Origin of the sequence: Streptomyces sp. NBC_01498 (genome assembly GCF_036327775.1) — a bacterium.
GTDB lineage: Bacteria > Actinomycetota > Actinomycetes > Streptomycetales > Streptomycetaceae > Streptomyces.
This window is the reverse complement of sequence record NZ_CP109598.1, coordinates 2,911,446-2,937,706: the sequence shown is the minus strand read 5'-3', so window position 1 is coordinate 2,937,706 and position 26,261 is coordinate 2,911,446. Positions and strand designations below refer to the sequence as shown.

Annotated in this window: 25 protein-coding genes; 12 read left to right on the top strand and 13 right to left on the bottom strand. The window is 69.7% G+C overall.

Going from position 1 to position 26,261, the window contains the following annotated elements; genetic code table 11:
• Positions 1-331 precede the first annotated feature (331 nt).
• The gene (locus OG875_RS12345; RefSeq protein ID WP_330174258.1) at positions 332-1,819 is read left to right on the top strand and encodes a hemolysin family protein; all 1,488 of its coding nucleotides are present in this window, start codon (positions 332-334) and stop codon (positions 1,817-1,819) included.
• Entirely contained in the window at positions 1,816-2,835 is a 1,020-nt protein-coding gene (locus OG875_RS12340) for a hemolysin family protein (RefSeq protein ID WP_330174257.1), read from the top strand. The genes OG875_RS12345 and OG875_RS12340 overlap by 4 nt, the downstream gene beginning before the upstream one ends.
• Positions 2,836-2,981: 146 nt before the next feature.
• Here OG875_RS12340 and OG875_RS12335 read toward each other — a convergent pair whose 3' ends face one another.
• Entirely contained in the window at positions 2,982-3,653 is a 672-nt protein-coding gene (locus tag OG875_RS12335; RefSeq protein ID WP_330174256.1) for a histidine phosphatase family protein, read from the bottom strand.
• A 329-nt stretch (positions 3,654-3,982) separates the two neighbouring features.
• Here OG875_RS12335 and OG875_RS12330 point away from each other — a divergent pair, with 329 nt between their 5' ends.
• The 6 genes from OG875_RS12330 (at position 3,983) to OG875_RS12305 (ending at position 10,278) form a co-directional block, all read left to right on the top strand.
• Positions 3,983-4,219 (top strand): CbtB domain-containing protein, encoded by a 237-nt coding sequence (locus tag OG875_RS12330; protein WP_330174255.1) that lies wholly within the window; start codon positions 3,983-3,985, stop codon positions 4,217-4,219.
• A 33-nt stretch (positions 4,220-4,252) separates the two neighbouring features.
• Positions 4,253-5,089 carry a CbtA family protein gene (locus OG875_RS12325; protein ID WP_330174254.1) on the top strand — a complete coding sequence of 279 codons (837 nt, stop codon included), beginning with the start codon at positions 4,253-4,255 and terminating at the stop codon, positions 5,087-5,089.
• A gap of 331 nt (positions 5,090-5,420) precedes the next feature.
• The gene (gene kdpF, locus OG875_RS12320; RefSeq protein WP_330174253.1) at positions 5,421-5,510 is read left to right on the top strand and encodes a K(+)-transporting ATPase subunit F; all 90 of its coding nucleotides are present in this window, start codon (positions 5,421-5,423) and stop codon (positions 5,508-5,510) included.
• A gap of 6 nt (positions 5,511-5,516) precedes the next feature.
• Positions 5,517-7,181, top strand: coding sequence for a potassium-transporting ATPase subunit KdpA (gene kdpA, locus OG875_RS12315; RefSeq protein WP_330174252.1), 1,665 nt, complete (start codon positions 5,517-5,519; stop codon positions 7,179-7,181).
• Complete coding sequence (kdpB, locus tag OG875_RS12310; RefSeq protein ID WP_330174251.1) at positions 7,178-9,607, top strand: potassium-transporting ATPase subunit KdpB; 2,430 nt, start codon at positions 7,178-7,180, stop codon at positions 9,605-9,607. The genes kdpA and kdpB overlap by 4 nt, the downstream gene beginning before the upstream one ends.
• Positions 9,608-9,612: 5 nt before the next feature.
• A complete protein-coding gene (locus OG875_RS12305) occupies positions 9,613-10,278 on the top strand; it encodes a potassium-transporting ATPase subunit C (RefSeq protein ID WP_330174250.1) in 666 nt (221 codons plus the stop codon).
• A 194-nt stretch (positions 10,279-10,472) separates the two neighbouring features.
• Here the strand turns inward: OG875_RS12305 and OG875_RS12300 are convergent, their stop codons facing one another.
• The gene (locus tag OG875_RS12300) at positions 10,473-10,715 is read right to left on the bottom strand and encodes a DUF6411 family protein (protein WP_330174249.1); all 243 of its coding nucleotides are present in this window, start codon (positions 10,713-10,715) and stop codon (positions 10,473-10,475) included.
• Between the two features lie 474 nt (positions 10,716-11,189).
• Between OG875_RS12300 and OG875_RS12295 the strand changes: the two genes are divergently transcribed.
• On the top strand, positions 11,190-13,820 hold the full coding sequence (locus tag OG875_RS12295; RefSeq protein ID WP_330174248.1) for a DUF6185 family protein: 2,631 nt from the start codon (positions 11,190-11,192) through the stop codon (positions 13,818-13,820).
• Positions 13,821-13,830: 10 nt separating this feature from the next.
• On the opposite strand, the gene OG875_RS12290 is transcribed toward OG875_RS12295, so the two are convergent.
• The 9 genes from OG875_RS12290 to OG875_RS12250 all read right to left on the bottom strand — a co-directional run bounded on the left by OG875_RS12290 (position 13,831) and on the right by OG875_RS12250 (position 20,642).
• Positions 13,831-14,730, bottom strand: a complete 900-nt coding sequence (locus tag OG875_RS12290; protein ID WP_330174247.1) for a class I SAM-dependent methyltransferase — start codon at positions 14,728-14,730, stop codon at positions 13,831-13,833.
• 104 nt (positions 14,731-14,834) lie between these two features.
• On the bottom strand, positions 14,835-15,437 hold the full coding sequence (locus OG875_RS12285) for an XRE family transcriptional regulator (protein ID WP_330174246.1): 603 nt from the start codon (positions 15,435-15,437) through the stop codon (positions 14,835-14,837).
• A 458-nt stretch (positions 15,438-15,895) separates the two neighbouring features.
• A complete protein-coding gene (locus OG875_RS12280; RefSeq protein ID WP_330174245.1) occupies positions 15,896-16,336 on the bottom strand; it encodes an NUDIX hydrolase in 441 nt (146 codons plus the stop codon).
• Positions 16,333-16,992, bottom strand: coding sequence for a dTMP kinase (tmk, locus tag OG875_RS12275; RefSeq protein WP_330174244.1), 660 nt, complete (start codon positions 16,990-16,992; stop codon positions 16,333-16,335). Before tmk ends, OG875_RS12280 begins: the two co-directional genes overlap by 4 nt.
• The gene (locus tag OG875_RS12270) at positions 16,989-18,536 is read right to left on the bottom strand and encodes a B12-binding domain-containing radical SAM protein (protein ID WP_330174243.1); all 1,548 of its coding nucleotides are present in this window, start codon (positions 18,534-18,536) and stop codon (positions 16,989-16,991) included. The genes tmk and OG875_RS12270 overlap by 4 nt, the downstream gene beginning before the upstream one ends.
• A 12-nt stretch (positions 18,537-18,548) precedes the next feature.
• On the bottom strand, positions 18,549-19,352 hold the full coding sequence (locus tag OG875_RS12265; RefSeq protein ID WP_330174242.1) for a hypothetical protein: 804 nt from the start codon (positions 19,350-19,352) through the stop codon (positions 18,549-18,551).
• The gene (locus OG875_RS12260) at positions 19,330-19,758 is read right to left on the bottom strand and encodes a hypothetical protein (RefSeq protein WP_330174241.1); all 429 of its coding nucleotides are present in this window, start codon (positions 19,756-19,758) and stop codon (positions 19,330-19,332) included. Before OG875_RS12260 ends, OG875_RS12265 begins: the two co-directional genes overlap by 23 nt.
• 40 nt (positions 19,759-19,798) lie before the next feature.
• Positions 19,799-19,936, bottom strand: a complete 138-nt coding sequence (locus OG875_RS12255) for a hypothetical protein (RefSeq protein WP_330174240.1) — start codon at positions 19,934-19,936, stop codon at positions 19,799-19,801.
• Between the two features lie 316 nt (positions 19,937-20,252).
• Complete coding sequence (locus OG875_RS12250) at positions 20,253-20,642, bottom strand: ATP-binding protein (protein ID WP_330174239.1); 390 nt, start codon at positions 20,640-20,642, stop codon at positions 20,253-20,255.
• A gap of 329 nt (positions 20,643-20,971) precedes the next feature.
• Between OG875_RS12250 and OG875_RS12245 the strand changes: the two genes are divergently transcribed.
• Positions 20,972-22,294: a hypothetical protein gene (locus OG875_RS12245; RefSeq protein WP_330174238.1), complete on the top strand. Its 1,323-nt coding sequence runs from the start codon at positions 20,972-20,974 to the stop codon at positions 22,292-22,294.
• A gap of 25 nt (positions 22,295-22,319) precedes the next feature.
• On the opposite strand, the gene OG875_RS12240 is transcribed toward OG875_RS12245, so the two are convergent.
• On the bottom strand, positions 22,320-22,862 hold the full coding sequence (locus tag OG875_RS12240; RefSeq protein ID WP_330174237.1) for an NUDIX domain-containing protein: 543 nt from the start codon (positions 22,860-22,862) through the stop codon (positions 22,320-22,322).
• A gap of 751 nt (positions 22,863-23,613) precedes the next feature.
• Between OG875_RS12240 and OG875_RS12235 the strand changes: the two genes are divergently transcribed.
• Complete coding sequence (locus OG875_RS12235) at positions 23,614-24,192, top strand: HD domain-containing protein (protein ID WP_330174236.1); 579 nt, start codon at positions 23,614-23,616, stop codon at positions 24,190-24,192.
• A 531-nt stretch (positions 24,193-24,723) separates the two neighbouring features.
• Positions 24,724-25,506 carry an aminotransferase class IV family protein gene (locus tag OG875_RS12230; RefSeq protein WP_330177723.1) on the top strand — a complete coding sequence of 261 codons (783 nt, stop codon included), beginning with the start codon at positions 24,724-24,726 and terminating at the stop codon, positions 25,504-25,506.
• Between the two features lie 50 nt (positions 25,507-25,556).
• Here OG875_RS12230 and OG875_RS12225 read toward each other — a convergent pair whose 3' ends face one another.
• Entirely contained in the window at positions 25,557-26,141 is a 585-nt protein-coding gene (locus OG875_RS12225; protein WP_330177722.1) for a hypothetical protein, read from the bottom strand.
• Between the last annotated feature and the right edge of the window lie 120 nt (positions 26,142-26,261).

Below are 26,261 nucleotides of genomic sequence, written 5' to 3'. Positions count from 1 at the left end.
GGGAACTCCGAGAAGGAGAATCCGAGAAGGAGAATCCTGGAGAGGAGCCCGGAAGCGGGGTTCGGGAGCGTGGTCCGGGACCGGGGTTCGGACCCTGGGAGCGATCACCGCCCGACGGCACGGAAGCGAGATGAGTCACTCTTTGTGACCGATCTGGGCCCTCCCTTTCCATTTGCCATTCCTTTACCATGTTCTTCCGTCCCTTCGGCCGACCATGGCGGGGACACCCGACCGACCAAGAAGGAAGCAGCAGTTCCACGATGGAGCCTCCTAGTACCAGCCGTGCCAGTTCCCCTCCGCGTTGTGCGACCGGCGGAGCGGAGGTGGCACGGTGACCGAGATCCTTTTCCTGCTGACAGCCCTCGCGCTGACACTCGCCTGCGCCGTCTTCGTCGCCGCCGAGTTCTCCCTGACCACGGTCGAGCGCGACAGCCTGGAGCGCGCCGCCGAGGCCGGTGAGCGCGGCGCCGAGAGCGCCCTCAAGGCCGTCCGGCGGCTCACCCTCCAGCTGTCGGGCGCCCAGCTGGGCATCACCGTCACCTCCCTGGTCATCGGCATGCTCGCCGAGCCGTCGATGGCCGTGCTGCTGCGCGGCCCGCTGGAGGCGATCGGCCTCGGTTCGGCCGCCCCGGTGGTGGCCACCGTCCTCGGTGTCGCCGTCTCCACGGTCGTGCTGATGGTCATCGGCGAACTGGTCCCCAAGAACTGGGCGATCTCGCGGCCCCTGGCCGTCGCCAAGGTCGTCGCCGGCCCGCAGCGCGGCTTCACCGCCGCCTTCGGCCCGCTCATCCGGCATCTCAACAGCACCGCGAACCGGTTCGTCCGCCGGATGGGCCTGGAGCCCACCGACGAGCTGACCTCCGCCCGTACGCCCGACGAGCTGATCGCCCTGGCCCGGCACTCCGCCGCCGAGGGCGCGCTGGAGCAGGACTCGGCCGAGCTTTTCGTACGGACGCTGCGTCTCGGCGAGCTGACCGCCGAGAACGTGATGACGCCCCGCGTCGACGTCCAGGCGCTGGAGGCGGGCGCGACGGCCGCCGACGCCGCCAACCTCACGTACGCCACCGGCCTCTCCCGCTTCCCGGTCTACCGGGTCAGCCTGGACGAGGTGATCGGTACGGTCCACATCCGGGACGTCCTCGCCCTGGAGCCGGAGCGGCGCTCCCTCGTGTCCGTCACCGAGCTGGCGACCGAGCCGCTGCTGGTGCCCGACACCCTGCCCGCCGACCGGCTGCTGGACCGGCTGCGCGCCGCGCGCACGATGGCCGTGGTCATCGACGAGTACGGCGGCACGGCCGGGGTGGCCACCATGGAGGACATCGTCGAGGAGGTCGTCGGCGAGGTCCGCGACGAGCACGACCCCGTCGAGACCCCCGACCTGCTGCCCGCGCAGCCGAGCGCGGACGGGCGCGCGACCTGGGAGGCGGACGGCGGCGTACGGATCGACGAGCTGGCGCGGATCGGGCTGGCCGCCCCGGAGGGTCCGTACGAGACCGTCGCCGGGCTCGTCGCCGCCCGGCTGGCGCGCATCCCCGTCGAGGGCGACACCGTCGAGCTGGACGGCTGGCGGCTGGATGTCCTGGACATCGAGCACCATGTCGCGGAGCGCGTACGCGTCACCGCGCCGGCACGGGCCCGCACGACGGGTTCCGCAGACCCGGACGCGGAATCCCGGACGGACCCGAAGCCGGACCCGAAGGCCGACGCGAAGACCGATCCGGACCCGGACACCGGCGTGAAGACCGATCCGGACCCCGGCACCGGCTCCGGCGCCGACACACGCACCGCCTCACGCCAGTTCGCGGGAGAGACCCGATGACCGCCCTGCAACTCGCCATCGGCGCACTGACGCTGCTCACCAACGCCTTCTTCGTCGGCGCGGAGTTCGCCCTCATCGCGGTCCGCCGCAGCCAGGTCGAGCCGGACGCCCACAAGGGCGACAAGCGGGCCCGGACCGTCCTGTACGGGCTGGAACACCTGTCGGCCATGATGGCGACCGCCCAGCTCGGCATCACCGTCTCGTCGCTGGTCCTCGGCGCCGTCGCCGAACCGGCCATCGCGCACCTGCTGGAGCCCGGCTTCGAGGCGGCGCGGGTCCCCGAGGCGCTGGTGCACCCCATCGCGTTCGTGATCGCGCTGACCGTCGCCACGTATCTGCACATGCTCTTCGGCGAGATGGTCCCGAAGAACATCGCGCTCGCCGCGCCCGCCCGGACGGCGCTGCTGCTCGGCCCGCCGCTGGTCGCGCTGACCCGGGCGCTGCGTCCGCTGATCTTCGGCATCAACGCGTTCGCCAACGTCCTGCTGCGGCTGATCAAGGTGGAGCCCAAGGACGAGGTCGCCGCCGTCTTCAACGACGACGAACTCGCCCGTATGGTCGCCGTCTCCAGCGAGGCGGGGCTGCTCTCGCCGGCCGACGGCGAACGGCTGCGGGACGCGCTGGAGCTGGGCACCCGCCCGGTCGGCGACATCCTCGTACCGCTGCGCCGGATGGTCACCGCCGACCACCGGGTGACGCCCGAGGAGCTGGAGCGGATCGCGTCGTCCGCCGGTTTCTCGCGGATACCGGTCACCGGGCCCGCCGGAGCCGTCCTGGGCTATCTGCACATCAAGGACACGCTCGGCGTCGCCGACCGGACCAAGCCGTTCCCGCGCTCGGCGCTGCACACGGTGACCCGGGTCCGCATCGACACCCCGCTCGACGACACGCTGACCGCGCTGCGGGCCGCGGACAGTCATCTGGCGGCGGTGACGGGTGAGGCGGGCACGGTGCTCGGCTTCGTGACGATGGACGACGTGCTCGGCGAACTGGTGGGCGAGGCCGCCACGAGCTGACGGACCGTCACCTCCGTCCGGCACCCGGCGGCCGTCCTCCTGAAGAGGACGGCCGCCGGGGCGCGTTCCGCGTGCCTCCTGAAGCGCGCGCCTACTAAAGAGGACGCCCGACGCGCACGTTCCAAGCGTTCTGAGGAGCGCGCCTCCTAGAGAGGGCGCCCGACGCGCACGTTCCACCGGCCGTTCCGCCCGCTCAACTCCGTGGCCGTCAGCGGCAGTACGTCGAGCCGCCAGAACGCCCCCGGCGCCGCGCCCAGCGCGTGCACCGTCAGCGCCCGTACGACATCGGGCTCGGCCACCGCGACCAGGCGCCCCGACGCGGGGCTCCCGTCGGCCCCCAGCCCGTCGAGCCAGCGGCCGAGGCGGGTGATCAGCGACTCCAGCGGCTCGCCGCCGTGCGGGGCCGCCGCAGGGTCAACCAACCAGGCCGCGACGGCCTCCGGTTCCGCGGCGGCCACCTCGTCCAGCCGCCTCCCGTGCCACCGGCCCATCGCGCAGGAGCGCAGGTCGTCCAGCGGCTCCGCCGCCAGACCGAGGGCCGCCGCCGTCTGCCGGCAGCGCTCGGCGGGAGACGCGAACACCCGCCCGGAGCCGCCCCCTTCCCCGTCGGCGTCGGCCAACGTGCCCGGAGCGGTGGCGCCTTTCCCGTCGGCGTCGGCCAACGTGCCGGGAGCGGTGGCCCCTTCCCGGTCGGCGAACGCGTCCCGCGCCGCCTCGGCCGCGCGCAGCCCGGCCGGATCCAGCGGCCCGTCGCCGAAGCGCGCCTCCCGCAACGCGGTGCTGAGCGCGGGTGAGATCAACGTCACGCGGGTGGTCACAGGCTGCCCCTCCAGGCTCGTCAGGGTCGTACGGCCCCCGGTGTACGGCCCGCGCGGGGCACCCGGGCGGGACCTCCGGGAGCCCTCCCGCACCGGCCGTCTCCGGGATGCCCGAGCGGTCGGCCTCTTGGCCCACCTGCCCGATCGCGGTACGTTCACGTCGATATCACGACGGCGAGACGGAAGCCCGGTGGAATTCCGGCACGGTCGCGCCACTGTATGCCCGGCGGCTCCCGCGTACGCGCGGCGGGACGGCCTGGTGAGTCAGACCCGATGGCCGTCGTGCGAGCTCCACCGAACGGGACGCGAGTTCCCAAGGAGGTTGTGCCGTGGCTGAGTCCATCGTGCCCCCGGCCGTTTCTTCGTCCGCCGGATCGGCGATACCCCAGTTGACTCCCTTGCCCTTGCGGGCGGTTCTGCCCTGGGCGGTCTTCGTGGGGACGCTGATGCTGGTGCTGCTGTACTTCGTCGGTGCCGAACAGGGCGCGACGTCGGTGTTCTCCGGGGCGGGTGTGCACGAGTGGGTGCACGACGGCCGTCACCTTCTCGGCTTCCCCTGCCACTGATCCGACGGACGGAGCCCTTCGGAGAACACCACCATGCACACGTCCACCGTGAGAAACCTTCTGGTCCGCGGCATGATCGCCGGCGTCGTCGCCGGTCTGCTCGCCTTCGCCCTCGCGTACGTGGTGGGGGAGCCGTCCATCGACTCCTCCATCGCCCTGGAGGAGTCGCAGTCCGCGCCCGCGCACGAGCACGACGAGGCGGGTGCGCCGCCCGCCGAGGAGGAGGAAGCGGAACTGGTCACCCGGCCCGTGCAGTCGACCTTCGGCCTCGCCACCGGCGTCCTCGTGTACGGGGTCGCCCTGGGCGGCATCGCCTCGCTGGCGTTCGCCGTCTGTGTCGGCCGGGCCGGCCGGTTCCGGCCCCGGGCGACGGCCGCGCTGGTCGCGGGTGCCGCCTTCACCACCGTCTATCTGGTGCCGTTCCTCAAGTACCCCGCGACCCCGCCCGCCGTGGGCAATCCCGACACCATCGGGAAGCGCACGACGCTGTTCTTCCTGATGATCGTGCTGAGCGTGCTGGTCGCGGTCATCGCCGTCATCGCCGGGCGGCGGCTCGCCCCGACGCTCGGCAACTGGAACGCGACCGTCGCCGCCGGCGGCGGCTACGTACTGGTCATGGCGGTGGCCTGTCTGCTGCTGCCCGCCAACACCGACGCGGTACGGGAGACCTTCCCGGCCGCGCTGCTCTGGGAGTTCAGGCTGGCCTCGCTGGCGGTCCAGGCCGTGCTGTGGACGGCCTTCGGGCTGATCTTCGGGGCGCTCGCGGAGCGTGTCCTCAGTCCCGGTTCCGCCGATGTCCGGGCGGCCGGGCAGGGCGGGCAGGGTGATCGGGAGGCCGTCACCGGGACCTCGGCGGCGCGCACCGGCTGACGCCGGAGAGTGACGACCGTTCGTCTCCCAGTCTCCCCGTCTGCCTGCTTTTCTTGTGTTCGTGTGCCTGTGTGCCCGGCGGAATTCCCGCCGGGCACACAGGCACACGTCACGCAGGGCCCATCCGTATATGGGAACCGTCAAACGCGCCCCTCGCGCCGTATGGGACCCGTCAACGTCGCCGGCGTCCGGGAAAAAAGAGGATTCCCTCTAGAGGTCCACGACTTTCCGACCTCATTCAGGAGTCCACGATGGCCGATCCGGCCTTCGTCGCCATCACGATCGCACTGTTCGCGGTGGTGGCTCTCGTCGCCAAAGGTGTGGCGAAGCTGTGACCGCCGACAACATCGCCGGTCTCGTCGTCGCCGTCGCCCTGCTGGGCTATCTCGTCCTCGCCCTTCTCTTTCCCGAGAGGTTCTGAGGCCCGATGAGTCCCGTCCTCTCCGGTGTGTTCCAACTGCTCGCGCTCCTGGTGGCGCTGGCCCTGGCACACCGACCGCTCGGCGAATACATGGCACGTGTCTATTCCTCCCCGCGACATTTGCGGGCGGAGAAATGGATCTACCGTGCCATCGGTGCAGATCCGGCCACCGACATGCGCTGGCCCGCCTATCTGCGCGGAGTTCTCGGCTTCTCGCTGGTAAGCGTCCTCTTCCTCTACGCCCTGCAACGGGTCCAGGGCGCGCTGCCCGGCTCGCTCGGCTTCTCGTCGATCGATCCGGACCAGGCGTTCAACACCGCCGCCTCGTTCGTCTCGAACACCAACTGGCAGTCCTACTACGGCGAACAGGCCATGGGTCATGTCGTGCAGACCGGCGGCCTCGCGGTGCAGAACTTCCTGTCGGCCGCCGTGGGCATGGCCGTCGCCGTCGCCCTCGTACGGGGCTTCGCCCGCTCCCGTACCGGTGAACTCGGCAACTTCTGGGCCGACCTCGTCCGCGGCACGGTCCGTATCCTGCTGCCGATCTCGCTGGTCGCGGCCGTTCTGCTGGTCGCCTGCGGCGTGATCCAGAACTTCGCCGGCATCCACCCCGTCGGCCGGTTCACCGGCGGCGTCCAGCAGTGGAACGGCGGCGCCGTCGCCTCCCAGGAGGCCATCAAGGAACTGGGCACCAACGGCGGCGGCTACTTCAACGCCAACTCCGCGCACCCCTTCGAGAACCCCGGCGGACTCTCGAACCTCCTCGAAATCTTTCTGATCCTGCTCATTCCCCTCTCCCTCACCCGGACCTTCGGCCGGATGGTCGGCAGCGTCAAGCAGGGCTACGCGATCCTCGCCACGACGGTGATGATCTGGCTCGCCTTCACCGCGTTGATGATGTGGACCGAATTCCACCACGGCGGCCCGGCGTTCGACATCGCCGGAGGCGCGACGGAGGGCAAGGAGACCCGGTTCGGGATCGGTGCCTCGGCCATTTTCTCCGTGGCGACGACCCTCACCTCGACCGGTGCGGTCAATTCCTTCCTCTCCTCCTACACCGGCTTCGGCGGCGGAATCGCCATGCTGGGCATGCAGTTGGGCGAGATCGCACCCGGCGGAGTGGGATCGGGGCTGTACGGAATTCTCATCATGGCCGTCATCGCGGTATTCCTCGCGGGTCTGATGGTCGGCCGCACCCCCGAATACCTCGGAAAGAAGATCGGCACCCGCCAGATAAAATTCGCCGCCTGCTACATCCTCGTCACCCCGGCCCTGGTGCTCTGCTTCACCGGAATCGCGATGGCGATGGACACCCCGGAGAACTCGCTGACGAACAGCGGCGCGCACGGATTCTCCGAAATTCTCTACGCCTACACGTCCGGCGCCAACAACAACGGTTCGGCGTTCGCCGGGCTCAACGCCGACACGCAATGGTTCAACACCTCCCTCGGCATCGCCATGCTGCTCGGCCGCTTCCTGCCCATGGTGTTCGTCCTGGCGCTGGCCGGGTCGCTCGCCGAACAGCGGCCGGTGCCGACGACCTCGGGCACCCTGCGCACCGACAAACCGCTTTTCAGCGGTCTGCTCGTCGGCACGATCATGATCGTCGCCGGACTGACCTACTTCCCGGCGCTGGCGCTGGGCCCGCTCGCCGAAGGACTCGCGTCATGAGCACCGTCACCTCCACCCGCGCCACCCCCGCGCCCCGCTCCGGTCCGGGCGGCGACCGGCGCGTCGGGGGCGGTCTGTTCGACCCCCGGCAGCTGCTCGCGTCGCTCCCCGACGCCCTGCGCAAGCTCGACCCTCGCGTGATGGTCAGGTCACCCGTGATGTTCGTGGTCGAGGTCGGCTCCGTGGTGACCACCGCCCTCGCGATCACCGAGCCCGGCGACTGGTTCGGCTGGGCGATCGCCGTTTGGCTGTGGCTGACCACGATCTTCGCCAATCTCGCGGAGGCCGTCGCCGAGGGCCGCGGCAAGGCACAGGCCGACACGCTCCGCAGGGCGAAGACGGACTCGGTCGCACGGCGCCTGCGGGGGCGGAACGCGGAGCCCGTAACAGAAAATCGTGGGGCCGAGGCCGAGCGGAGGGCCTCCGGGGAGGACCCGCACGCGGACCGGGGTGCCGGGGCGCTGGAGGAACGGGCGCGCGGAACGCTGGAGGCGCGGGGCGCAGGGACCGAGCCGGGTGCGGGGACACTGGAGGCCCGGGGCGCAGGGGCCGAGCCGGGTGCCGGGGCGGTGGAGGAGCGGGTGCCCGGGACCGAGCTGCGGGTCGGCGACCTCGTCGTCTGCGAGGCGGGCGACATCATCCCCGGGGACGGCGACGTCGTACGGGGCGTCGCCTCCGTCGACGAGTCGGCGATCACCGGCGAATCGGCCCCCGTCATCCGCGAGTCGGGCGGCGACCGCAGCGCGGTCACCGGCGGGACGAAGGTCCTCTCCGACCGGATCGTCGTCCGGATCACCACCAAACCGGGCGAGACGTTCATCGACCGGATGATCGCCCTGGTCGAGGGCGCGGCCCGGCAGAAGACACCCAACGAGATCGCGCTGAACATCCTCCTCGCCTCCCTCACCGTCGTCTTCCTGCTGGCGGTGGTCACCCTCCAGCCGTTCGCGATCTACGCGGGCGCCGAACAGTCGATGATCGTGCTCACCGCGCTGCTCGTCTGTCTGATCCCCACCACCATCGGCGCGCTGCTCTCCGCCATCGGCATCGCCGGCATGGACCGGCTCGTGCAGCGCAACGTCCTCGCGATGTCGGGGCGCGCCGTCGAGGCGGCCGGTGACGTCTCGACGCTGCTGCTCGACAAGACCGGCACGATCACCCTCGGCAACCGCCGGGCCGCCGCCTTCCTCCCGGTCGAGGGCGTCACCGCCACCGAACTCGCCGACGCCGCCCAGCTCTCGTCGCTGGCCGACGAGACACCCGAGGGCCGCTCCGTGGTGGCGCTGGCGCGGGAGGCGTACGGCCTGCGGGAGCACGGGCGGGGCGAGCCGTCCCACGAGGAGTTGACAGGAGCGGAGTCGACGGGTGTGGATTCGACATACGAGGAGTTGACGCACGCGGAGTCGACGGGCGCCGCCGTGAGGGAGGCCGGTGCGACGGACACCGGCGCGACGGGCGCCGATCTGACGGGCGCCGAGTGGGTGCCGTTCACCGCGCAGACCCGCATGTCGGGCGTGGACGTGGACGGCCGCATGATCCGCAAGGGCGCGGCCGGTTCGGTCGTCGCCTGGGTCGAACGGCAGGGCGGCGGGCGCGTCGCGCCGGACGCGGGCGCCCTCGCCGACCGTATCGCCGAGGACGGCGGTACGCCCCTGCTCGTCGGCGTCCACGACGAACGCGGCGCACGCGTCCTGGGCGTCGTCCACCTCAAGGACGTCGTCAAGGACGGGATGCGCGAACGGTTCGGCGAACTGCGCCGCATGGGCATCAGAACCGTCATGATCACGGGCGACAACCCGCTGACGGCCCGCGCCATCGCGGCCGAGGCGGGCGTCGACGACTTCCTCGCCGAGGCCACACCCGAGGACAAGATGGCGCTGATCCGCCGCGAACAGGCGGGCGGCAAGCTCGTCGCGATGACCGGCGACGGCACCAACGACGCGCCCGCCCTCGCCCAGGCGGACGTCGGCGTCGCCATGAACACCGGCACCTCGGCCGCCAAGGAGGCCGGGAACATGGTGGACCTGGACTCCGACCCGACCAAGCTGATCGAGATCGTGGAGATCGGCAAGCAACTGCTGATCACCCGGGGAGCGTTGACGACGTTCTCGATCGCCAACGACGTCGCCAAGTACTTCGCGATCATCCCCGCGATGTTCGCCGTCGCGTACCCCGGCCTGGACAGGCTCAACATCATGGGCCTGTCCTCGCCCGAGTCCGCCATCCTCTCGGCGGTGATCTTCAACGCGCTGATCATCGTCGCGCTCGTCCCGCTGGCCCTGCGCGGCGTGCGCTACCGCCCGCTGAGCGCCGACCGGATGCTGCGGCGCAACATCGGGATCTACGGCGTGGGCGGCCTCATCGCCCCGTTCGCCGGCATCAAACTCATCGACCTGCTCATCTCCCTCATCCCCGGAATCGGCTGACGCCCATGAACATCTCCGTCAGAAGCACCGCACGGCTCCTCGGAGCGGGGCTGCGCGCCCTGCTCGTCCTCAGCGTCGTGTGCGGCGTGCTCTACCCGCTCGCCGTGACAGGCCTCGGGCAGGCCCTCTTCCCCCATCAGGCGAACGGCTCCGAGATCACCTCGAACGGGAAAGTCGTGGGCTCCGCGCTCATCGGCCAGCGCTACGACCTGCCCCTGAAGAAGGGCGAGGAGACACCGGCGCCGGACCTGAAGTGGTTCCAGCCGCGGCCGTCCAACGGGCTCGGCACCAACTCCGTCAACACGCGGTACCAGTTGATCCTGTCCGGCGCGACGAACCGGGCCGGCGACAACGCCGAGCTGATCCAGTGGATCAAGGACGCCAAGGCGGCGGTCATCAGGGACAACTCCGTGGACGGCCACCGCGTCAGGCCCTCGGACGTGCCGCCGGACGCGGTCACCTCGTCGGGCTCGGGCCTGGACCCGGCGATCTCCCCGGAGTACGCCGACCTCCAGGTCCCCCGGGTCGCGAAGCTGAACGGCCTGGACGAGGCGGCGGTACAGCGGCTGGTGGACAGGCACACGGACGGCCGCGTCCTCGGCTTCGTGGGCGAACCACAGGTGAACGTCCTGAAGTTGAACATCGCGCTCAAGGCGCTCGACGAAACGTAAGGCGAGGTGACGTGAGTTGAGGTGAGGTGAGGTGAGCCGGTGTGGCGGTCGCGGTGGCGCCGCACGACACGCCACACGGCACGACGGACCGGCGCGGCGCCATCGGCGAACACCGCACCGGTCCGTACCGGTTGGGCCGGAGTCCGTACCGGTCGGGACAGAGTCCGTACCGGTCGTACGGATCCGGAGTCAGGTCAGAAGGGCATCCGGCCACGCGTGCGGCGTCCGGCGGAGCCGCTGCGCCCGACGGCGCGCGAACTGCTGCTGAACGGCTTGCGCAGCAGCCTGCCGAGCGGCCCGGGGGCCTTGCCCGCGGCGCGTCCGCCGGCACCGAGCGTGCGCTGGGTGCCACGTTCGGGGTGGCGGGAGAGACGGGGTACCAGAAAGGCGAGCACGAGTAGTACTGCGCAGACGGCAACGATACCGACGATCATCATGTGCGGCCTCCTTGTGTGGTCTTCGTGGCGTTCGACGCGGCTTGGTGCGCGGAACGGTGCTGTGTTGCGGGTACCCGAAGGCCCGCCCCGTACGCGGCGGGAGTCCTTCCGGTACGCGGACGGACTCGTTCGCGTGTGCGGCCGGACCTGTTCGCGCATGCGGCTGGACCGTTCCGGTACGGGACCGGAGCCGGTGCCGTACGCGTCTTGACCTGGTCCCGTACCCGGCCGGTGCCGGTGCCGGTGCCGTACCCGGCCGGACCTGGTCCCGTACGCCGCCGGACCTGGTGCCGTACCCGGCCGGTGCCGTTCCCGTACCCGGCCGGACCTGGTCCCGTACGCCGCCGGACCTGGTGCCGTACCCGGCCGGAGCCGTTCCCGTACGCGCTGGTTGCCCTGTACCAACTCCGTCCGTGCCGTCGCGCGGCTACTCTGCATATCCGTAAATCTGGGTATGTACGCGGGGGCCGGGCGATGCGCCGATTACTGCTGTTGTTCGCCGTCACCGGGCTCCTCGCGCTCTCCCCGCTCTCCCCGCTGTCTCCGCTGTCTCCGCTCGCCCCGGCGGACCTCGCCTCGGCCGCCGAGGACAGCTGCCGGTCCGGGCAGTTGAAGACGGCGAGGGTCGCCACCTCGGTACGGCTCAAGCACGAGGGCGAGACGTACACGAAGGCGCAGACCGACCTCGTCGTACAGGTGCCGAAGTCCTGGAAGTTCGCGCGGGATCTGCTGCTGAACGGGGACACCGAGCGGTACCGGTCGGCGATGCGGTGCGTCCTGCGCTACCCCGACGACCCCTACACGTACCGCGACACGGAGGCCCGCCCCCGGCCGCCCGAGGTGACCGTCCAGAAGAAGTGGATCACGGTACGGCTGCGTGCCGTCACCTACGTGGACGGCACCAGGGACCGGGACTTCGGGGTCTGGCGCATCACCGCCGGCAAGCGCCACTGGACACTGACCCTGATGCGCCCGCCCGCCCTCGACACGGCGTGGTGGCAGAAGATCACGGTCGACCTGGGCGGACGTGCGGCCCGCAGCATGTCCCCGACCCCGACCGAGGGGTCCCCCACCCACCTCACCTGGGTCCGCGACAAGCCGGGCGGCGCACCGCCCGGGATCCGGATCGTGGTCCAGCCGCCGGCGAGCAAGTCCCTGATCACCGTGTGGGGCGAGAAGCCCTGGTACCTGGCGCAGTCGGTGATCTGGATGTCCTGGGACCTGGTGCTCCTGCCCGTCATGCTGTGCCTGGCTCGCACCCTCCGCCGTACCCCCGTCGCCACCCTGCCCACGCCGGCCGAGGAGGCCACCGGGCGCAATCTGCTCCTGTGGGTGTACGCGGGGTTCGCCGTGGTTCTGCTCTCCACACTGGACGACCTGCTCCCCAACCTGGCCGGCGACTACGGCGTGTTCATGTGGCTCCCGGACCACCGGACGGCCGTCCACCTGGTCGTCGCGGCGTGCGGCGGCGCAGCCCTCTGCCTGGTGGGCAGGCCCCGGATCGCCGCGTGGGCGGCCGTTCTGACCGCGACGGCGTTTCCGGTGGTGGTGGCGAGCGCGCCGCACTGGTTCGGGCTGCCCGCCGATTTCTGGCTGAACGATCACGACCTCGCCGCGGTCGAACTCCTCCGGCGGACGGGCGGGTTCCTCTGGCTCGCGTCAGCGTGCTGCTGCGTCGTCTTCGTCTGGCTCGTGGGCAGCGCGTCGGTGGCGCGACGGCTTCGAACCGCACCCGGCACCACCACGCCGGGGACGCCCCAGCGGGGCCACGTCCCCTGGTGGCTGCTGGTCGTCTGCGTCTTTCTGGCGGCCGTGATCGTGGCGCTCGCCGTGTGGGCCAAACAGAACACCTGGGAGCAGGAGTCATGGCTCGCGGCCACAGACGACCGGTACGACCGCTGGCACCTCTCCAACCTCCTCAACGCGGTGGCGTGGCTGCCCTCCGACTGGCCGGACTGGTTCACCGGCTGGATGGCGTGGGTTCTTCGTGCGGGAGCGCTCCTCGCCGTACTCGCGGCCCGGACCAGGGCGCCCCACGCGTCCCCGGTCCTGCCGGACACCCCGGAGACGCGGGTGCTCGCCGTGCTGTTCGTGACGTCGATCTCGCCGGTTCCGGGCTGGTACCTGGGTGTCTCCACTTCCGTGCTGGACGCGCTGCTGCTCCTGCTCGCCTGGTGGCTCCTGCTCGCTCTGGGACACCGGCGGTCGGTGCTGTCCAGGCAGCTGCCGACGGGTACGCCCCTGCGCGAGGTGATACGCGAGTCGGACCGCCCCTGGCTGGTGGAGTCCGCGCGCACCTACCGCGACTTGCACCTGCAACTGCGCCGCTGGGAACAGGGCGACCAGGAGGGCAACCGCGCCGACCTGGAGCAGAAACTGGACAGCCTGCACCGCTGGAACCCCGGCGACACCACCTCCCCGCACGCGGGCGAAGACCTGCCCGACTCCGTGGACGCCATAGAACTGATCCTGGCCTGGGGCCCCAGAGACACCTGGTGGCACAACGCCTGCCGGGCCGCGTTCCTCGCCGCGGTCGTCGCCCTGCCGGCCACGGCGGTCGCCTTCTGGGCGGACCTGGTGCGGGGGCCGCTGTGGAGCAACGTGGCCAGGGACCAGTTCGGGGTGATCAACCTCGTGCAGTACGTGCTCGCGTCGGAACTGATCTGGGGGGCCGCCGGCTTCGTCCTCGGCGCCCTCTGGCGTGTCCTGCCGGGCCGCCGCGGCCCGGCGAAGGCGCTGGGCCTCACCCTCGTGTACGCGGCCCCGGTCGGCCTCTACTGGATCGGCAGCCGCGCGCTCGGGGACACCATCGGCACCCTGGCCCTCGATGTCGCGCTGACCCTGCTCATCCTCACGACGACGGGCGTCGCGATGGACATCGACACCTTCCGCCAGGAGGGCCACCACTGGCCGACGAAGGCGGCCCTGCTCCTCTCCATCTACCAACTCCGCACGGCCTCCGTCCAACTGGCGTTCTTCGTGGCCCAGGTGGTGGCCCTGGTGAGCGTCTGGCAGCAGCTGAAGGGCAACGACCCGATGATCCTGATCGACCCCCAGGGCCCGACGGGCACCCAGGGCGGGCCGTCGACGGAGGACGGGCCGTGAGGTCACGCCGTCAGCTTGCCGCCCGGCCCGCCCAGACCCGGCGCTCCGTGCGGACCGTCAGGTCGTCGCGGCGCAGGACGCTGTGCGGGCCGGTGGTGTCGAGGAGACGGTCGAGGGCGGCGAGATCCTCCGGCGGGAGCGCTTCGGCGGCGGTGTCGCGCAGGCCGCGCAGGGATCTCAGGGCGTAGCGGGCGATCACCTCGTCGCCGGAGCCCTCGATGTCCACGGCGACGGTGCGTTCGCCGTCGACCGAGAAGCCGGCGGCGGTCAGCATCGGCCCCCAGTCGGCGCCCCGGTGGGGCACGTGCTCGGCGTGGAAACGGTCGGACGCCGCGTGACAGCGGTCCTCCAGACCGGGCCGGTCCTCGGGGGCGTCCGGGGGGAGGAAGCGGGGGAAACCGGCGAGCTCCACGACGGCGAACAGGCCGTCGGGCGCGAGGAGTTCGCGGACCCGGCGCAGGGTACGGGCCGGGTCGGCCATGTGGTGCATCGAGGCGGATGCCCAGACGAGGTCGGGTGAGCCGAGGTCGGGCCAGCTGTCCCCGTCGAGATCGGCCCACGTCGTACGGACCCGGTCCTCCACACCACGGGCGCACGCCTTCTCGCGCAGCCGTTGGAGATGCTCGGGGGAGGAGTCGACGGCGGTGATCCGCGCGTCGGGGAACCGGTCGAGGAGGGCGAAGGTGCCCGTTCCGGTGCCGCAGCCGAGGTCCACGACGTGGCGGGGATCGCCGGTGAGGGGCAGCCACGCGGTGATGGCGGCGATGTGCTCGGCGAGTACGTCCGCGTCCAGATCGAGGATCTCCGCCTGGGCGTCGGTGTCGGGCTGGCCGGGGTGTCCGTGCTGGCCGGGGTGTCCGGGGTGGGCCGGGTGGCGGTGGGCGTGGACGTGCGGGTGTGAGTGGGTCATGGCGTCACCGTAGGGCGGCGATGCGCGCTTGGCACGGTCTCTTTCGTATGACGCAAGACGATGGCCGTCTGTGCTGCCGCAGGCGCAAGATCACGCCGCCGCCGTCACTCGACGGGCTCCGGAGTTTCGCCGCCACGGTTGTCGCGCTGGTGCCCCCGGCGGGCGTCACGGTCGAAGATCCCCAGCAGCTCACACGGTCCCCCCTCCGCGCCGATCGCATGCGGCATCATCGTCGGGAACTCGGCGGCCTGGTTCGTCTCCACTCGGATACGCCGATTGCCCAGCATCAGGATCGCCGTGCCCGACAGAACGACGAGCCACTCCCGGCCGGGATGGGCGCGCATCCGCCCCGGATTGTCGGGCGGCGGCTCGGTCATCCGCTGGCGGATGACGCTCATACCCGGATCGCTCCTGACGGGCCAGCGCATCCGACCCCGGGCGGCATCGATCGTCGGGCTGATGACGACATCGTCCGTGGCGGTCTCGACGAGCTGATCGAGCGTGGTGTCCAGCGCACGGGCGAGCGTGACGAGCTGATCGAGCGCGAGCCGGCGCTGCCCGTTCTCGATCCGGCTCAACGAGGACTGACTGATCCGCGCCCGCCCGGCCAACTCCCCCAAGGACCACCCCTGCGCGAGCCGCAGCGCGCGGATGCGTCTGCGTACGAGGCTGTCCAGGCTGTCCGCCCCGCCGTCACTTTGCGTCATGGGCAACAGGGTATGCCTGAGGGGCGGGGGTGGTGGGGGTGGAGAGCGGGGGCGGGGCGGGCCTTGGGGTGGCCGGCGGGGGGTGTCGGCGCGCGGGCGGGCCGGCGCGTTGCTGGGGTGACAGCCGCACGCCCGAGGGCCAAGCCCCGCGTGGGCGGGGACTACACCGAGGCCGGGACCACCCGACAATTGGAGTTGTTGTCGGCTACCCGGGACTGACCCCGCATGCGCGGGGACCACGCGGTGTGCTGCTGGTTTGGCAGGGCAGCGGCGGGACCAACCCCGCATGCGCGGGGAACACCGGTCCCAGCGAGTGCCCGCCCGGCGGGGGCGGTGACCACCGTGACCGATCCAGCCAATGCTGGGCGAAGTTCATGGAACTCACGAGTGGTTACGTGCCGTCATCGTCTCGCCACGGTCCCGTGCCCCCGTCGCCGGGAACACGGGCCCGGCGAGCACTACCAGCCGTGCTCGGCCAGCACTCCGGAGCCGCTCAGGTAGCCGAGAAGTCCTCCTTCGGGGTACTCGATGATGTCCTCGGGCAGTTCGTGGACGCTGAACCACTGGAGCGCGAGGCATTTCGAGGGCTCCCTGTTGACGGGCTGCCCGGTCCAGTCGGTGGCTTCGAAGAAGAACCCGATCCGATCGACGGTCTCGCTCTGCTTGTGGTGCACGACGTGCACCAGGCGCAACCTGGCCGGGTCGACCTCGACACCGGTCTCCTCCAGCAACTCACGGGCGGCGCCCGCGCTGAGGGTCTCCATCTGATCCAGCTTGCCGGACGGCAGGTGCCATCGGCCGCGCCCGTACGGGCCTCCGCGCTGGGAGAAGAGGAGCTTGTCTCCATCGCGTAGAAGGACGTGCGTGTCGATAACGGGCTGTGCGGGGTGCGAGTTCATGGTTCCTGTGGGGTGCTCAGCGGTGTCGGGGCGGCCGACGTTACCGAGGGACGGGGAATCGCGTCGGCGATCGAGGCCGCGATCTCCGATGGGGTGACGTTGTCGGTGCCGACGATCAGTACCTTCACGTCCGCCGCCCTGAGCATCCGGGCTGTCCGCTCGTACAGCTCGACTTCGCGGCCGGGTGCGGTCGGGTCGAGGTGGAAGCGGTTGCGGGGGCCGCGTGCGGCTATTCGTTCGGCGACAAGGCGAGGGGAGGCGGTGAGGATAACTGCGAGGTCAGGCATCAGGACGTGCGCGTTCAGGTCGAGCAGGAACTTGACGGGCACGCCGTCGAGTTGTTGCATCACAAGCGTCGAGGCGAGGTAACGGTCGCAGACGACGGTGTCGCCGGCAATGAGCCGGGGCTCGATCTCGTGCTCGATGTGTTCGTACCGGTCGGCGGCGACAAGGCAGGCCAGGGCGCGCCCTCGGATGTGACTGAAGTGGTCACGGATGAAGGCGCCGAGGGGGCTGGTGGTCGGTTCCACGGTCTCGTGGACGGCCTGCCCCCGTCTGGCCAGTTCTTGGCTCAGGGCTTGGACGGTGGTGGTCTTTCCGGCGCCGCTGGGGCCGTCGAGGGTGATGAACCGACCGCGTGCCGACGTGATGGTCATGCCGCGGTCTCCCGGTTCGGCTGATTGCGTTCGTGCTGTTCGCGGGTGAGCGCGGCCAGGGTGCTGCGGACATCGGCCAGGGGAACGTCGCCGAACTGGATCCCGACGGAGAAGTTGAACTCGTCTCGCTGGCGCATCGACTCGTCGGCCCCGTCAGCGGTCAGGTCGACGTCTGTGTAGGCGAGCAGTGTGTCGGGGTCGTGACCGGCGTCCGTAAGGGTCTTCCATACGGGTGTTCCGGGGTAGGGACGGAATTCGAAGACACTGGCCCGTACGTCGCCAGGGGCTCGATCGGCGATGCTCCAGAGGTTGCGGATGTGTCGCACGGTCGCCCGGATGTCGTCCTGAGTCTCGCCGGGAAAGCCGAGGATGAAGTACCCCTTGACTCCGATTCCGTGTTCGACAAGGCGGCGGGTGACACGCTCGGTCATCTCGGCGTCGATGCGCTTGTCCATCGCGCTGAGGATACGGTCGCTTCCTGATTCGATTCCGAGGGCAACTTCTCGCAGGCCGTTCTTGACGAGCAGTTCGAGTTCGCTGTTGTCGAGCCGGTCCAGGACGTTGATACGTCCTGTCGCGTCCCACACGTACCGTTCGCCGATGTGGTGCCGTGCGCAGGCCGCCATCTGTGTGGTGATGACGCGTGAGACGCCGAGAAAGAGGTCATCGACGAACCGGAAGGCGCTGACACCGTACGCGGCGTGCAGCGTGTCGAGTTCGCCGATGATGTTCTCGGGCTCGCGAACCCGGATCGTGACATCGGGGTTGGCGCTGAACGCGGCTCCGCAGAAGGCGCAGTTGTAGGGGCAGCCTCTGGAGCCGACGATGTTGGCTTCCAGATGCCCGGTGCGGGCGGCCTTCGTCAGGAAGTCGGTGCCACGGCTGGTCGCGAGGTGGTGGTCGGCCCGGGTGGGTGTGGCCCGGTAGGGGTCCTGGGGCAGGAAGCCACGGTTGACGTATGGCAGGGCGTTGATGTCGGGACCGAGCAGGTGCGCACTCGATCTTCCGACCGGGGGGATCCCTGCGGCTCGGGTTCCGAGCAGGGGGTCACGCCACAGGACCCCAGGCAGTTCACGTCGGCGCTGTTCGTCGTCCAGGAGAGCGGCGACGCGCAGTTCACCCTCGCCGAGAACCAGCGCCCGCAGGTTGGCCATGCGCGGATCGGCCAGCACACGGTCCGGCATGGCCTTGGCATGGTGGCCGCCGACCATGAGGGCGATGCCCGGAGAGAGACCGGCCGCGATGCGGGCTGACATCTCGTAGGTGGGGGCGAGCAGGTTCATGGCAGCCCACCGGGGCTGCGCCGCGTTGACGAGTTCCGCTGTTTCCGCGACTCCCAGCCCGTGGGCTTCCGCGTCGAGGACGCCCACGTTGAAGCCGCCGACCTCCTTCGCGTACGTGGCGATGTAGGCCATGCCCAGTACGGGAAGCGTGTAGTCGTTGGTCCGGGGCCGTTGCCCGTAGTCACGCAGTGGCGCGTTCACGAAAAGCGCGTCAAGTGGGTGGGCCGGATCGGCACCGTTGATCAGCGATAACCGTGACATGGATCCTCCAGGTCAGCGGGCATGGGAGCCCCAGGTGAGTGTGGAGAGGGTCAGGGTGTGCAGGGCGGTGCGGTCAGGGCCGGCCATGGCGGCCCACTTCGGGCCGAACGACTTGTCCTTCTTTCCGGGCCAGTCGTGGCCAGGCGCGATCCGCGCGGCCCAGGTGCGTACAGCGAGATCGTCGTGGGGGTAGACGCTGAAATCGCCGGTGTAGTCGGCGGTCGCCGCAGCGGCCGTCCAGGGGCCGATGCGCGGGACACTCGTGAGCGCGGACACCAGATCGTGGGAATCCATTCGCTCCCACTCGGTACGGTGCCGCTGGTACGCGGCGGCGGCGGCCCGCAGGACGCCGCAGTGGAACTTGGCCCCGACATGCGCGAATTGAGTGTCGTCCAGTTCCAGGACCCGAGTGGCGGTCGGGGCGACGGACAACGTGCCCGCAGGACCCTCGACGGTGGTGCCGAAGGCGTCGCACCATGCCCGGTACAGCTTGCGAGCCTGCCCGGCCCGGACGACTTGCCGCAGGATCGCGGTGGTGAGGGCGTCCCACAGCCAGGGATTGGCCGGACGCCACGTCGGGCCGAGGTCGTCGAGGCCCCGCCGGAGTTCAGGGGGCACACTGCCGGGCAGGCAGCGGGGGTCCGTGGTGATGAACACCGGCTTTGCGTCTTCGGCGCCCTGCACGCACACCGTGTGCGGGCCTTCCTGATCCCACGACAGCACCCAGACACCGGAGGCCGTACGCGTGGCTCGTGCGTGGGCGCCGACGCTGGTCTCGGTCCAGGCGGGGTGATCAGTCGTCAGAACGCCGGGCATGGGTACTCCTCGTGGTGGGCGGGTGCTGCGTCGTAGCTTCCCGCGTTTGGATGGCGGACAGGAGGAGTTCCGCTTCCCGTGGGCCGATCGGGCCCAGCGTCAGAGCCGCGTCGCTGTCGCAGCGGACACAGTCGTGATGGAAATACAGATCGAGAAAGCCTCCGCCGGTGACGGTTCTGAAGGCGGCACCGAGTCTGCGCATGAGCTGTTGAGCCTCGGGCCACTGGTCCAGGTTCCGTTGGACCTGCTGCGCGGGCGCGCCCAGGAGGAGCGCGAGGTGGTCGGCGGTCGTGACGGTGACATCGCCGAGGACGATGCTGTCCTGGCGGGCGGCGAGACCGGGGATGTGGAGTCTGTGCTGTCGCAGCTTGGCGCTCAGGGCGTCGGCGGTCTGCTGGGTTTTCATGGAGTCTCCGGTGCGATGGAGGCCAGGCCGGTACCGGGTTTCATGCCCGAGCCGCGATCGCGGCGGTCAGGGCGAGGAGAAGTCCGGTGACGCTGAGGCAGGTGAAAAGGCCGTGGACGATGACGGGGTGCGTGTGGTGGGCGGTAAGGAAGCGGCCCGGTCGACGGGGATTCGGCATGTGTGGTTGTTCCTTGTCCGAAGGTGACGCGGCGGGTTCAGCCGGAGGAGTACTGCCGCTCCGTTTCGGCCCCGGCGCGGTGCGGTCGGGCTCGGTTCGCCCCGCTGGAGAGAACCGGGGCGTTCGTCGTGCTTGGACGCCTGCCGGCGTCGAAGGGTCTCCAGCAGGCGCCGCAAGGAGTCGATGTCCGTCTGTCGTTCGTGCTCGGCCACGACGAGGGGGAAGCCGGGCCGAGGCAAGGTCATCTCCCAGAATGCGCAGGGCACATGGGGTCCGTCGCCACTGTTCGCCAGCCGTGTGTCCTGCCCGGTCGCCATCAGTCCGGCACCGGTCCGACCGTGACCGTGCACCAGGTGCACGTCCCCTTCCGTCCCCACTCGCGTGCCAGGTACGCGACGAGCCGCAGTCCGCGTCCGCCCTCGTCGTCCGGGCCCGGGTCCCGCACTTCCGGAGTGCCGGTCGAGTGGTCGTCCACCTCGATCCGTACCTCACGGGTGCCGTCGCAGGTGAGCCGGAGCGACACCGAGCCGGCGTTGCCGTGCACGATCGCGTTCGTCACGATCTCACTGACCACCAACTGCACGGTCCCGATGGTGTCGTGGTCCGTGACACCGGCCTCGTCCAGTACGGCGGAGGTGACGCGGCGTGCGGTCGCCACATGCCTCGGCCGGGCGTCGAGTGACAAAAGAGCGTGCGCAGTTCTCATCGGGCCCATCCCAGTTGCCGTCTCGTCAACCTCCCGCGTGGTGTGGAGAGAAGCCGGTAAGCGACCGGACTCGACGGCCGAAGGGGGATCCGTCAACGGCACCAGGGGCATGGGACTCCTCCGAGATCCTGATTCACGGGTCATAGAACAACCCACGTCAGGAGATGTACTCACGCCCTGGATTCGCAGGGCGATCGGTGGGAGGACCAGTTGACCCCGAAGCTTCGTCACGCGAACAGGTCACTGTGGTTACCCAACGTGGGTAATCTTGAACGTGCCTGACCATCCGTTCAACGACGTCGTTCGTCCCGTGCAGCAGAGGAGTGCCAGTGCCCGGACCACTGCCTCAACCGCTTCCGCCGGAGCTGCTGACGAGCCCCGAGTGGCAACGAGCTTGTCGAGAGCGCGACTTCGAGACCGTATTCCGCCTGGTGAAGGTGAAGGCCGGTATCTATCCGTCTCGGGTGGCTGCCCTGTGCGGCCTGACTCCGAGCCGGGTCGGCGAGATCATGTCCGGGCAGCGCAGGCTCGCGCACATCGATGTCATCGAGCGCGTCGCGGACGGTCTGCGTATCCCTGGCGCCATGCTGGGACTTGCTCATCGACCCTGGGAAGTTCCTTCATCGGCCCCGATAAGTCCGACATCGCAGGCACGCTCAGCACCGAGAGACGGTGTCATGGGCTCCGACCCGGACAGTGACGTCGAACACCAGGAGGAACTGGACGAGTTGCTGTCGCTCGCCGACGGCAAGGTCACGCGATCGACGCTTCTCGCCCTCAAGTCGTCAGTGGAGGACTACTGGCGCCGAGACGACGAGCACGGAGGCGCGCCGTTGCGTCCGGCGGTCGTGGGGCATTTGCGTTATGTGATGGAGATGATGGGAAGCGTCCGCGCTCCCTTGCGTCAGGATCTCCAGTCACTCGCCGCCGAACTTGCCCGTCTTGCCGGATGGGCCTACTTCGACGCTTGCCAGTACAGCACCGCACGCACGTACTTCACGCAGGCGCTGCGGCTCTCCCACGGGCAGGACGATTACCTCTTCATGGCCAACGTGCTGTCCTGCATGAGTCTCCAAGCCACGTATGAGGGGCAACCCTCGGATGCTGTCGCACTGGCTTGTAAGGCTCAGGACACGGCCCGAGCGGCCGGGGACCAGCCACTCGTGATGTCGATGCTCCATATGCGCGAAGCGTTCGCTCACGCCACTCTCGGCGATGGTTCTTCCTGTCACCAATCCATTGGGCGGTCTCGGGACGCGTATGAGAATGCCCGTGACCGGGAAGACGAAGCGCCGTCCTGGGTCAGGTACTTCGACGAGACGAAGCTGATCGTTGACACTGGTATTGCGCTGGCCAAGCTGGGCGACTGCCATCGAGCAGAGCCGTTGATCGCCGAGGGTTTGCGCCGAGAGACCGACGCGCAGCAGCGCGGGCGCGCGTTCCACGCCTTCTGGCTGGCCACGGCCCAGCTGCAACAGGGACGGCTGGAAGCCGCGTGCGAGAGCGCCGGCTTTGCTCTGGATCTCAGCGCATCGCTCGACTCACCCCGCGTGGCGGGCCACGTTCGCGAATTTCACCGGCGCCTCGCCCCGTACGCGCGCGAGACGCCGGTGATTGTGTTTGAGCAGCGTCTCCGCGCGGCAGTCGGCTGACTGCTGTCGGCAGGGGACAGGCGTGCTAACCGACGGTTCCGGTCGCCTCGTCCAGCAGGAGGTACAGCAGGCCGACAAGGCTGCCACTGCTGACCACTTCACGACGGTCGATCATTCCGCGGATCTCCGAAAGCGGAATCCACTCGATGCGGTCGGTTTCGTTCTGCTCGGTCGGTGGCCCGATATAGGTGGCCGCGTCAGCGCGAAAGACGTGGTGCTCGGAGTCGGTGATCCCGTTCGCGGGCTGTGCGTACACCAGGGGTTTGAGAGACTCCACCCGCCATCCGGTCTCCTCCTCCACCTCCCGCGCCGCCGCCTCTTCGGGAGTTTCGTCGGCCTCGATCAGGCCCATCGGCAACTCCCAGCCCCACGTGTCCGTGATGAAACGGTGGCGCCACATCATCAGCACCCGTTTCTGCTCGTCCACGACCGCGGCGACAGCGAGATGCCGCATGCGGACCACATGGTGTTCCCAGCGCCGACCGTCCGGCTGCTGGACGTCGACCATCCAAAGGTTGACCCACGGGTTGCTGTAAATCTGGCGTTCGCCGTGAACTGTCCACCGCATGGGTCGACTCCCTTTCGCCTAAACGGGGCACACCCCCGGATGCGCGGCGACCAACCTGACTGCCTGGAGAGGGACTTGACGCAGTGGGACCAACCCCGCCTGCGCGGGGACCACAGCACCCAGCCGAGCAGCGAGTTGACGTCCGCAGGACCAACCCCGCGTGCGCGGGGACCGCCGGCCGGTGGGGCACGGTCACGGTGATGGCCTGGGACCACCTCCGCAATCGCGGGGACCGCAGCCCTCGCAGGCGGTGAGGCCAATGCTAAGGCGGACCAACCCCGCGTGTGCGGGGATCACAAGGTCCGACCTCGGCTTTTGCGCCCTCGGCCGGAAACCCCCCGCGTGGGCGGGAACCAACGCGGTGGTCACACCGTTCCAACGGCGGTGGGTCCACTTGACGTCGATGAGCGCGCGATCTCGCTGATTGCGGAACCAACTCGCGCACGCACGGGCCACTCCTGAGCGACTGTGGGCCGGCGGTGTGGGAACGGGTCCCCCTGATGCGTGGCCTTTGCGGAAAAACTGCAACACGCACCCGGACACGCCGATCTCCACCCGCATTCGCTGTGCGCGTTGCTGACGGCTCCCAGTTGGTTCCGGATCCGTCGCCCGGTATTTCCGACCGGCTCGGCGAACTGCTCGTTCAACTTTTCGACGTCGGCTCGATCTCCCCACGATCGAGGGGGGAACTGGCAGCCTTGCACTACGTTCTACGCGAGAGCCGAATGTAACGGACCGGAGGAAACGCCACATGGCTGACGAGACAGAGCAGGCCAAGGGCACTGCGGGATTCCTGCTCGAAATGGGAATGCTTAAGCGTGCCAAACGGAGCGGATGGTGGATCGCCGGAGTCAAAGACCCCGAGACGATCGCGGAACACAGCTTCCGCGTCGGTCTCATCGGCTCCGTGCTCGCGATGATGGAAGGGGCGGACCCAGCCAAGACCGCGCTCCTCGGCCTGTGGCACGACACCCAGGAGACCCGCGTCGGCGACATTCCGCACATTGGCCGGCGCTATCTGGAAGCCGCCTCGAACGAGAAGGTCACGGCGGACCAGGTTTCCGCCGCGCATGCGGCCGTACGCGAGGGCGCCCGGCGCATCGTTGAGGAATACGAGAACGGCGACTCGCTCGAAGTGACTTGCGCCCATGACGCGGACAAGCTCGAATGCCTCATCCAGGCCGTTGAATACCGCGAACAGGGCTACGCGAATGTTCAGGGCTGGATCGACAGCAGTCGGCAGGCACTCAAGACCGCTTCCGCTCAAGCGCTTGCCGAAGCGGCCTTGGCCATGACGTCGGTGGAGTGGCAGAAGACGTATCTCCGCTGACGCGGAGGCACGAACGGTAGGCGGTCCCCTCCATTCGGTCGGCGAATCTGGTTGCGATGGGAGGAACGGGTGACCCCGCGTGCGCGGGGACCACGTCACCCCGGCGAGGGGGTGGACGGTGTCCACGGGACCAACCCCGCGTGCGCGGGGACCACAGTGCGCGACCTGCGTCGTTAGTTGGGCGGGCTGCTGACTTTACTTACTTTGCACAGAGCTGACCTTTGGCGCAGAACGGGAAAAGGATGACTCATCGCCAACCCCCTCCCGTCACACGGCTTTCCAGGTCCTTCTGCGCCCAGAAGCCAAGCCGGCATGGCACCCCCCGAGCGTACCGGTCGAGTGATCAGCCGCACCGGCAAGGACCTCGCCCATGCCGCCGCGGGCACCCCGGAGCCACACCCCGTAGCGCGTTTCCCGGGGGCCGCGCGTTCGCGCCATCGCGTCGTCCTCCATCCCGGAATCGGAACCGCCCGCCGAACTCCCTCGCCCAGCGTCCGACTTGGTGCCCGCGCTGGCACACTGACCCCCGTGATGGAACTCAACGGCCGCGTCCCCGACCCCGAGCAGTTGAAGGCCCTGGGGCTGACCAACTACGGGCACTTCACCACCATGCGGGTCGACGGCCAGCGGGTGCGGGGGATGGAGTTGCACATGGAGCGGCTGGGGCGGGACTGCCGGGTCGTGTTCGGTGCCGCGCTCGATACCGGTCGCGTACGGGAGTACGTGCGTCGTGCCGTGCGTGCGCATGGCGACGGGACGTCGTTCGTGGTCCGGGTCAGTGTGTTCGATCCCGGGCTCGACATCGGGCACCCCTCGTCGCCCGCGACGCCGCACGTGCTGGTGACCACCCGGCCGGCCGGGGCCATGGCGCTTCCGCCGCTGCGGGTGAAGACCGTTCCGTATGTACGTGATCTGCCCGCGGTCAAGCATCTCGGGCTGTTCGGGGCCCTGCACGCCCGGCGGGAGGCGCAGTTGGCCGGATATGACGACGCGTTGTTCCACGGCTCCGACGGGCTCGTGTCCGAGGGAGGGACCTGGAACGTCGGGTTCGTCGATGCCGCCGGCTCCGTCGTGTGGCCCGAGGGCGACGTACTGCCGGGCGTCACCATGGCGTTGCTCCAGCGGCACCACGCGCACATCACCGCTCCCGTGACGCTCGGCGCCGTCGGCGCGATGGCGGCGGCGTTCGCCACCAACACGAGCATCGGTGTCCGGGCGGTCGCGGCCGTCGACGACATCGCACTGCCCACCGACCATCCGGTGCTCACGGCGATGCGCGAGACCTACCTGAGCCTGCCCGGCGAGGCGGTCTGAGGAGCGGCGGCCCGCCCCGAAGGCCCCGCCCGCTCAGGTGGACTCGCCGCTCACGGCCACACCAAGCAGTACGGCTGGTGCCCCGCCTCGTGCAACCGGTGGCTGAAGTCCTGCCACTCGTGAAGCAGTTGGTAGACGTTGAACGCGTCCCGGGGGCCGCCCCGGTCCGGGACCGTGGACCAGATGAAGGCCGCCGCGCCCACCGATTCCTCGCCGATGCCGCGCAGGGGGTCCACCGCCGTCATGGGGAGTTTGACCACCGCGTAGTCGGGGTGCAGCACCACCAGTTCCAGTGGCGGGACCTTGTTCAGGGGCATGCCCTGGATGCCCGTGAGGACCATCGCGGCTATCGTCTCGGGCTTGATCTTGGTGAACATGCCGCCCATGCCCAGCTCGTCGCCGCCCAGTTCCTCCGGGCGCATCGAGATCGGGACGCGGGCCGCCGTGGCGCCGTCCGGGGCGCCGAAGTACTTGTAGGTCACTCCCACCCGGCCGCTCCCGGGGATCCGGCCCTCGGTTCCGCCGACAGGGGGCAGGCCGCCGGCCTCGCGCTCGCGGCGCCGGTGCTTCCCCCGCCGGGCAGGGTCGGGCCCGAGGTCATCGGTCCCCTCGCCCAGTCCGCCACCGCGATGCATATCTCCACCCGACCACTCGCAGCCCTGGCCGCGCAACCCGATCATCGTGACAGTGACCTCCCCCACGGACGACCGGTGAAACACCCGTCCGCAGATACGTCGAAGCCTCTGACACCATGG

Coding starts and splice junctions, on each gene's coding strand:
- OG875_RS12340 (WP_330174257.1), top strand. CDS start 1,816: ATGACCGCCCTGCAACTCGCCATCGGCGCACTGACGCTGCTCACCAAC.
- OG875_RS12325 (WP_330174254.1), top strand. CDS start 4,253: ATGCACACGTCCACCGTGAGAAACCTTCTGGTCCGCGGCATGATCGCC.
- kdpA (WP_330174252.1), top strand. CDS start 5,517: ATGAGTCCCGTCCTCTCCGGTGTGTTCCAACTGCTCGCGCTCCTGGTG.
- kdpB (WP_330174251.1), top strand. CDS start 7,178: ATGAGCACCGTCACCTCCACCCGCGCCACCCCCGCGCCCCGCTCCGGT.
- OG875_RS12305 (WP_330174250.1), top strand. CDS start 9,613: ATGAACATCTCCGTCAGAAGCACCGCACGGCTCCTCGGAGCGGGGCTG.
- OG875_RS12300 (WP_330174249.1), bottom strand. CDS start 10,715: ATGATGATCGTCGGTATCGTTGCCGTCTGCGCAGTACTACTCGTGCTC.
- OG875_RS12295 (WP_330174248.1), top strand. CDS start 11,190: ATGCGCCGATTACTGCTGTTGTTCGCCGTCACCGGGCTCCTCGCGCTC.
- OG875_RS12290 (WP_330174247.1), bottom strand. CDS start 14,730: ATGACCCACTCACACCCGCACGTCCACGCCCACCGCCACCCGGCCCAC.
- OG875_RS12285 (WP_330174246.1), bottom strand. CDS start 15,437: ATGACGCAAAGTGACGGCGGGGCGGACAGCCTGGACAGCCTCGTACGC.
- OG875_RS12280 (WP_330174245.1), bottom strand. CDS start 16,336: ATGAACTCGCACCCCGCACAGCCCGTTATCGACACGCACGTCCTTCTA.
- tmk (WP_330174244.1), bottom strand. CDS start 16,992: ATGACCATCACGTCGGCACGCGGTCGGTTCATCACCCTCGACGGCCCC.
- OG875_RS12270 (WP_330174243.1), bottom strand. CDS start 18,536: ATGTCACGGTTATCGCTGATCAACGGTGCCGATCCGGCCCACCCACTT.
- OG875_RS12265 (WP_330174242.1), bottom strand. CDS start 19,352: ATGCCCGGCGTTCTGACGACTGATCACCCCGCCTGGACCGAGACCAGC.
- OG875_RS12260 (WP_330174241.1), bottom strand. CDS start 19,758: ATGAAAACCCAGCAGACCGCCGACGCCCTGAGCGCCAAGCTGCGACAG.
- OG875_RS12255 (WP_330174240.1), bottom strand. CDS start 19,936: ATGCCGAATCCCCGTCGACCGGGCCGCTTCCTTACCGCCCACCACACG.
- OG875_RS12250 (WP_330174239.1), bottom strand. CDS start 20,642: ATGAGAACTGCGCACGCTCTTTTGTCACTCGACGCCCGGCCGAGGCAT.
- OG875_RS12240 (WP_330174237.1), bottom strand. CDS start 22,862: ATGCGGTGGACAGTTCACGGCGAACGCCAGATTTACAGCAACCCGTGG.
- OG875_RS12235 (WP_330174236.1), top strand. CDS start 23,614: ATGGCTGACGAGACAGAGCAGGCCAAGGGCACTGCGGGATTCCTGCTC.
- OG875_RS12230 (WP_330177723.1), top strand. CDS start 24,724: ATGGAACTCAACGGCCGCGTCCCCGACCCCGAGCAGTTGAAGGCCCTG.
- OG875_RS12225 (WP_330177722.1), bottom strand. CDS start 26,141: ATGCATCGCGGTGGCGGACTGGGCGAGGGGACCGATGACCTCGGGCCC.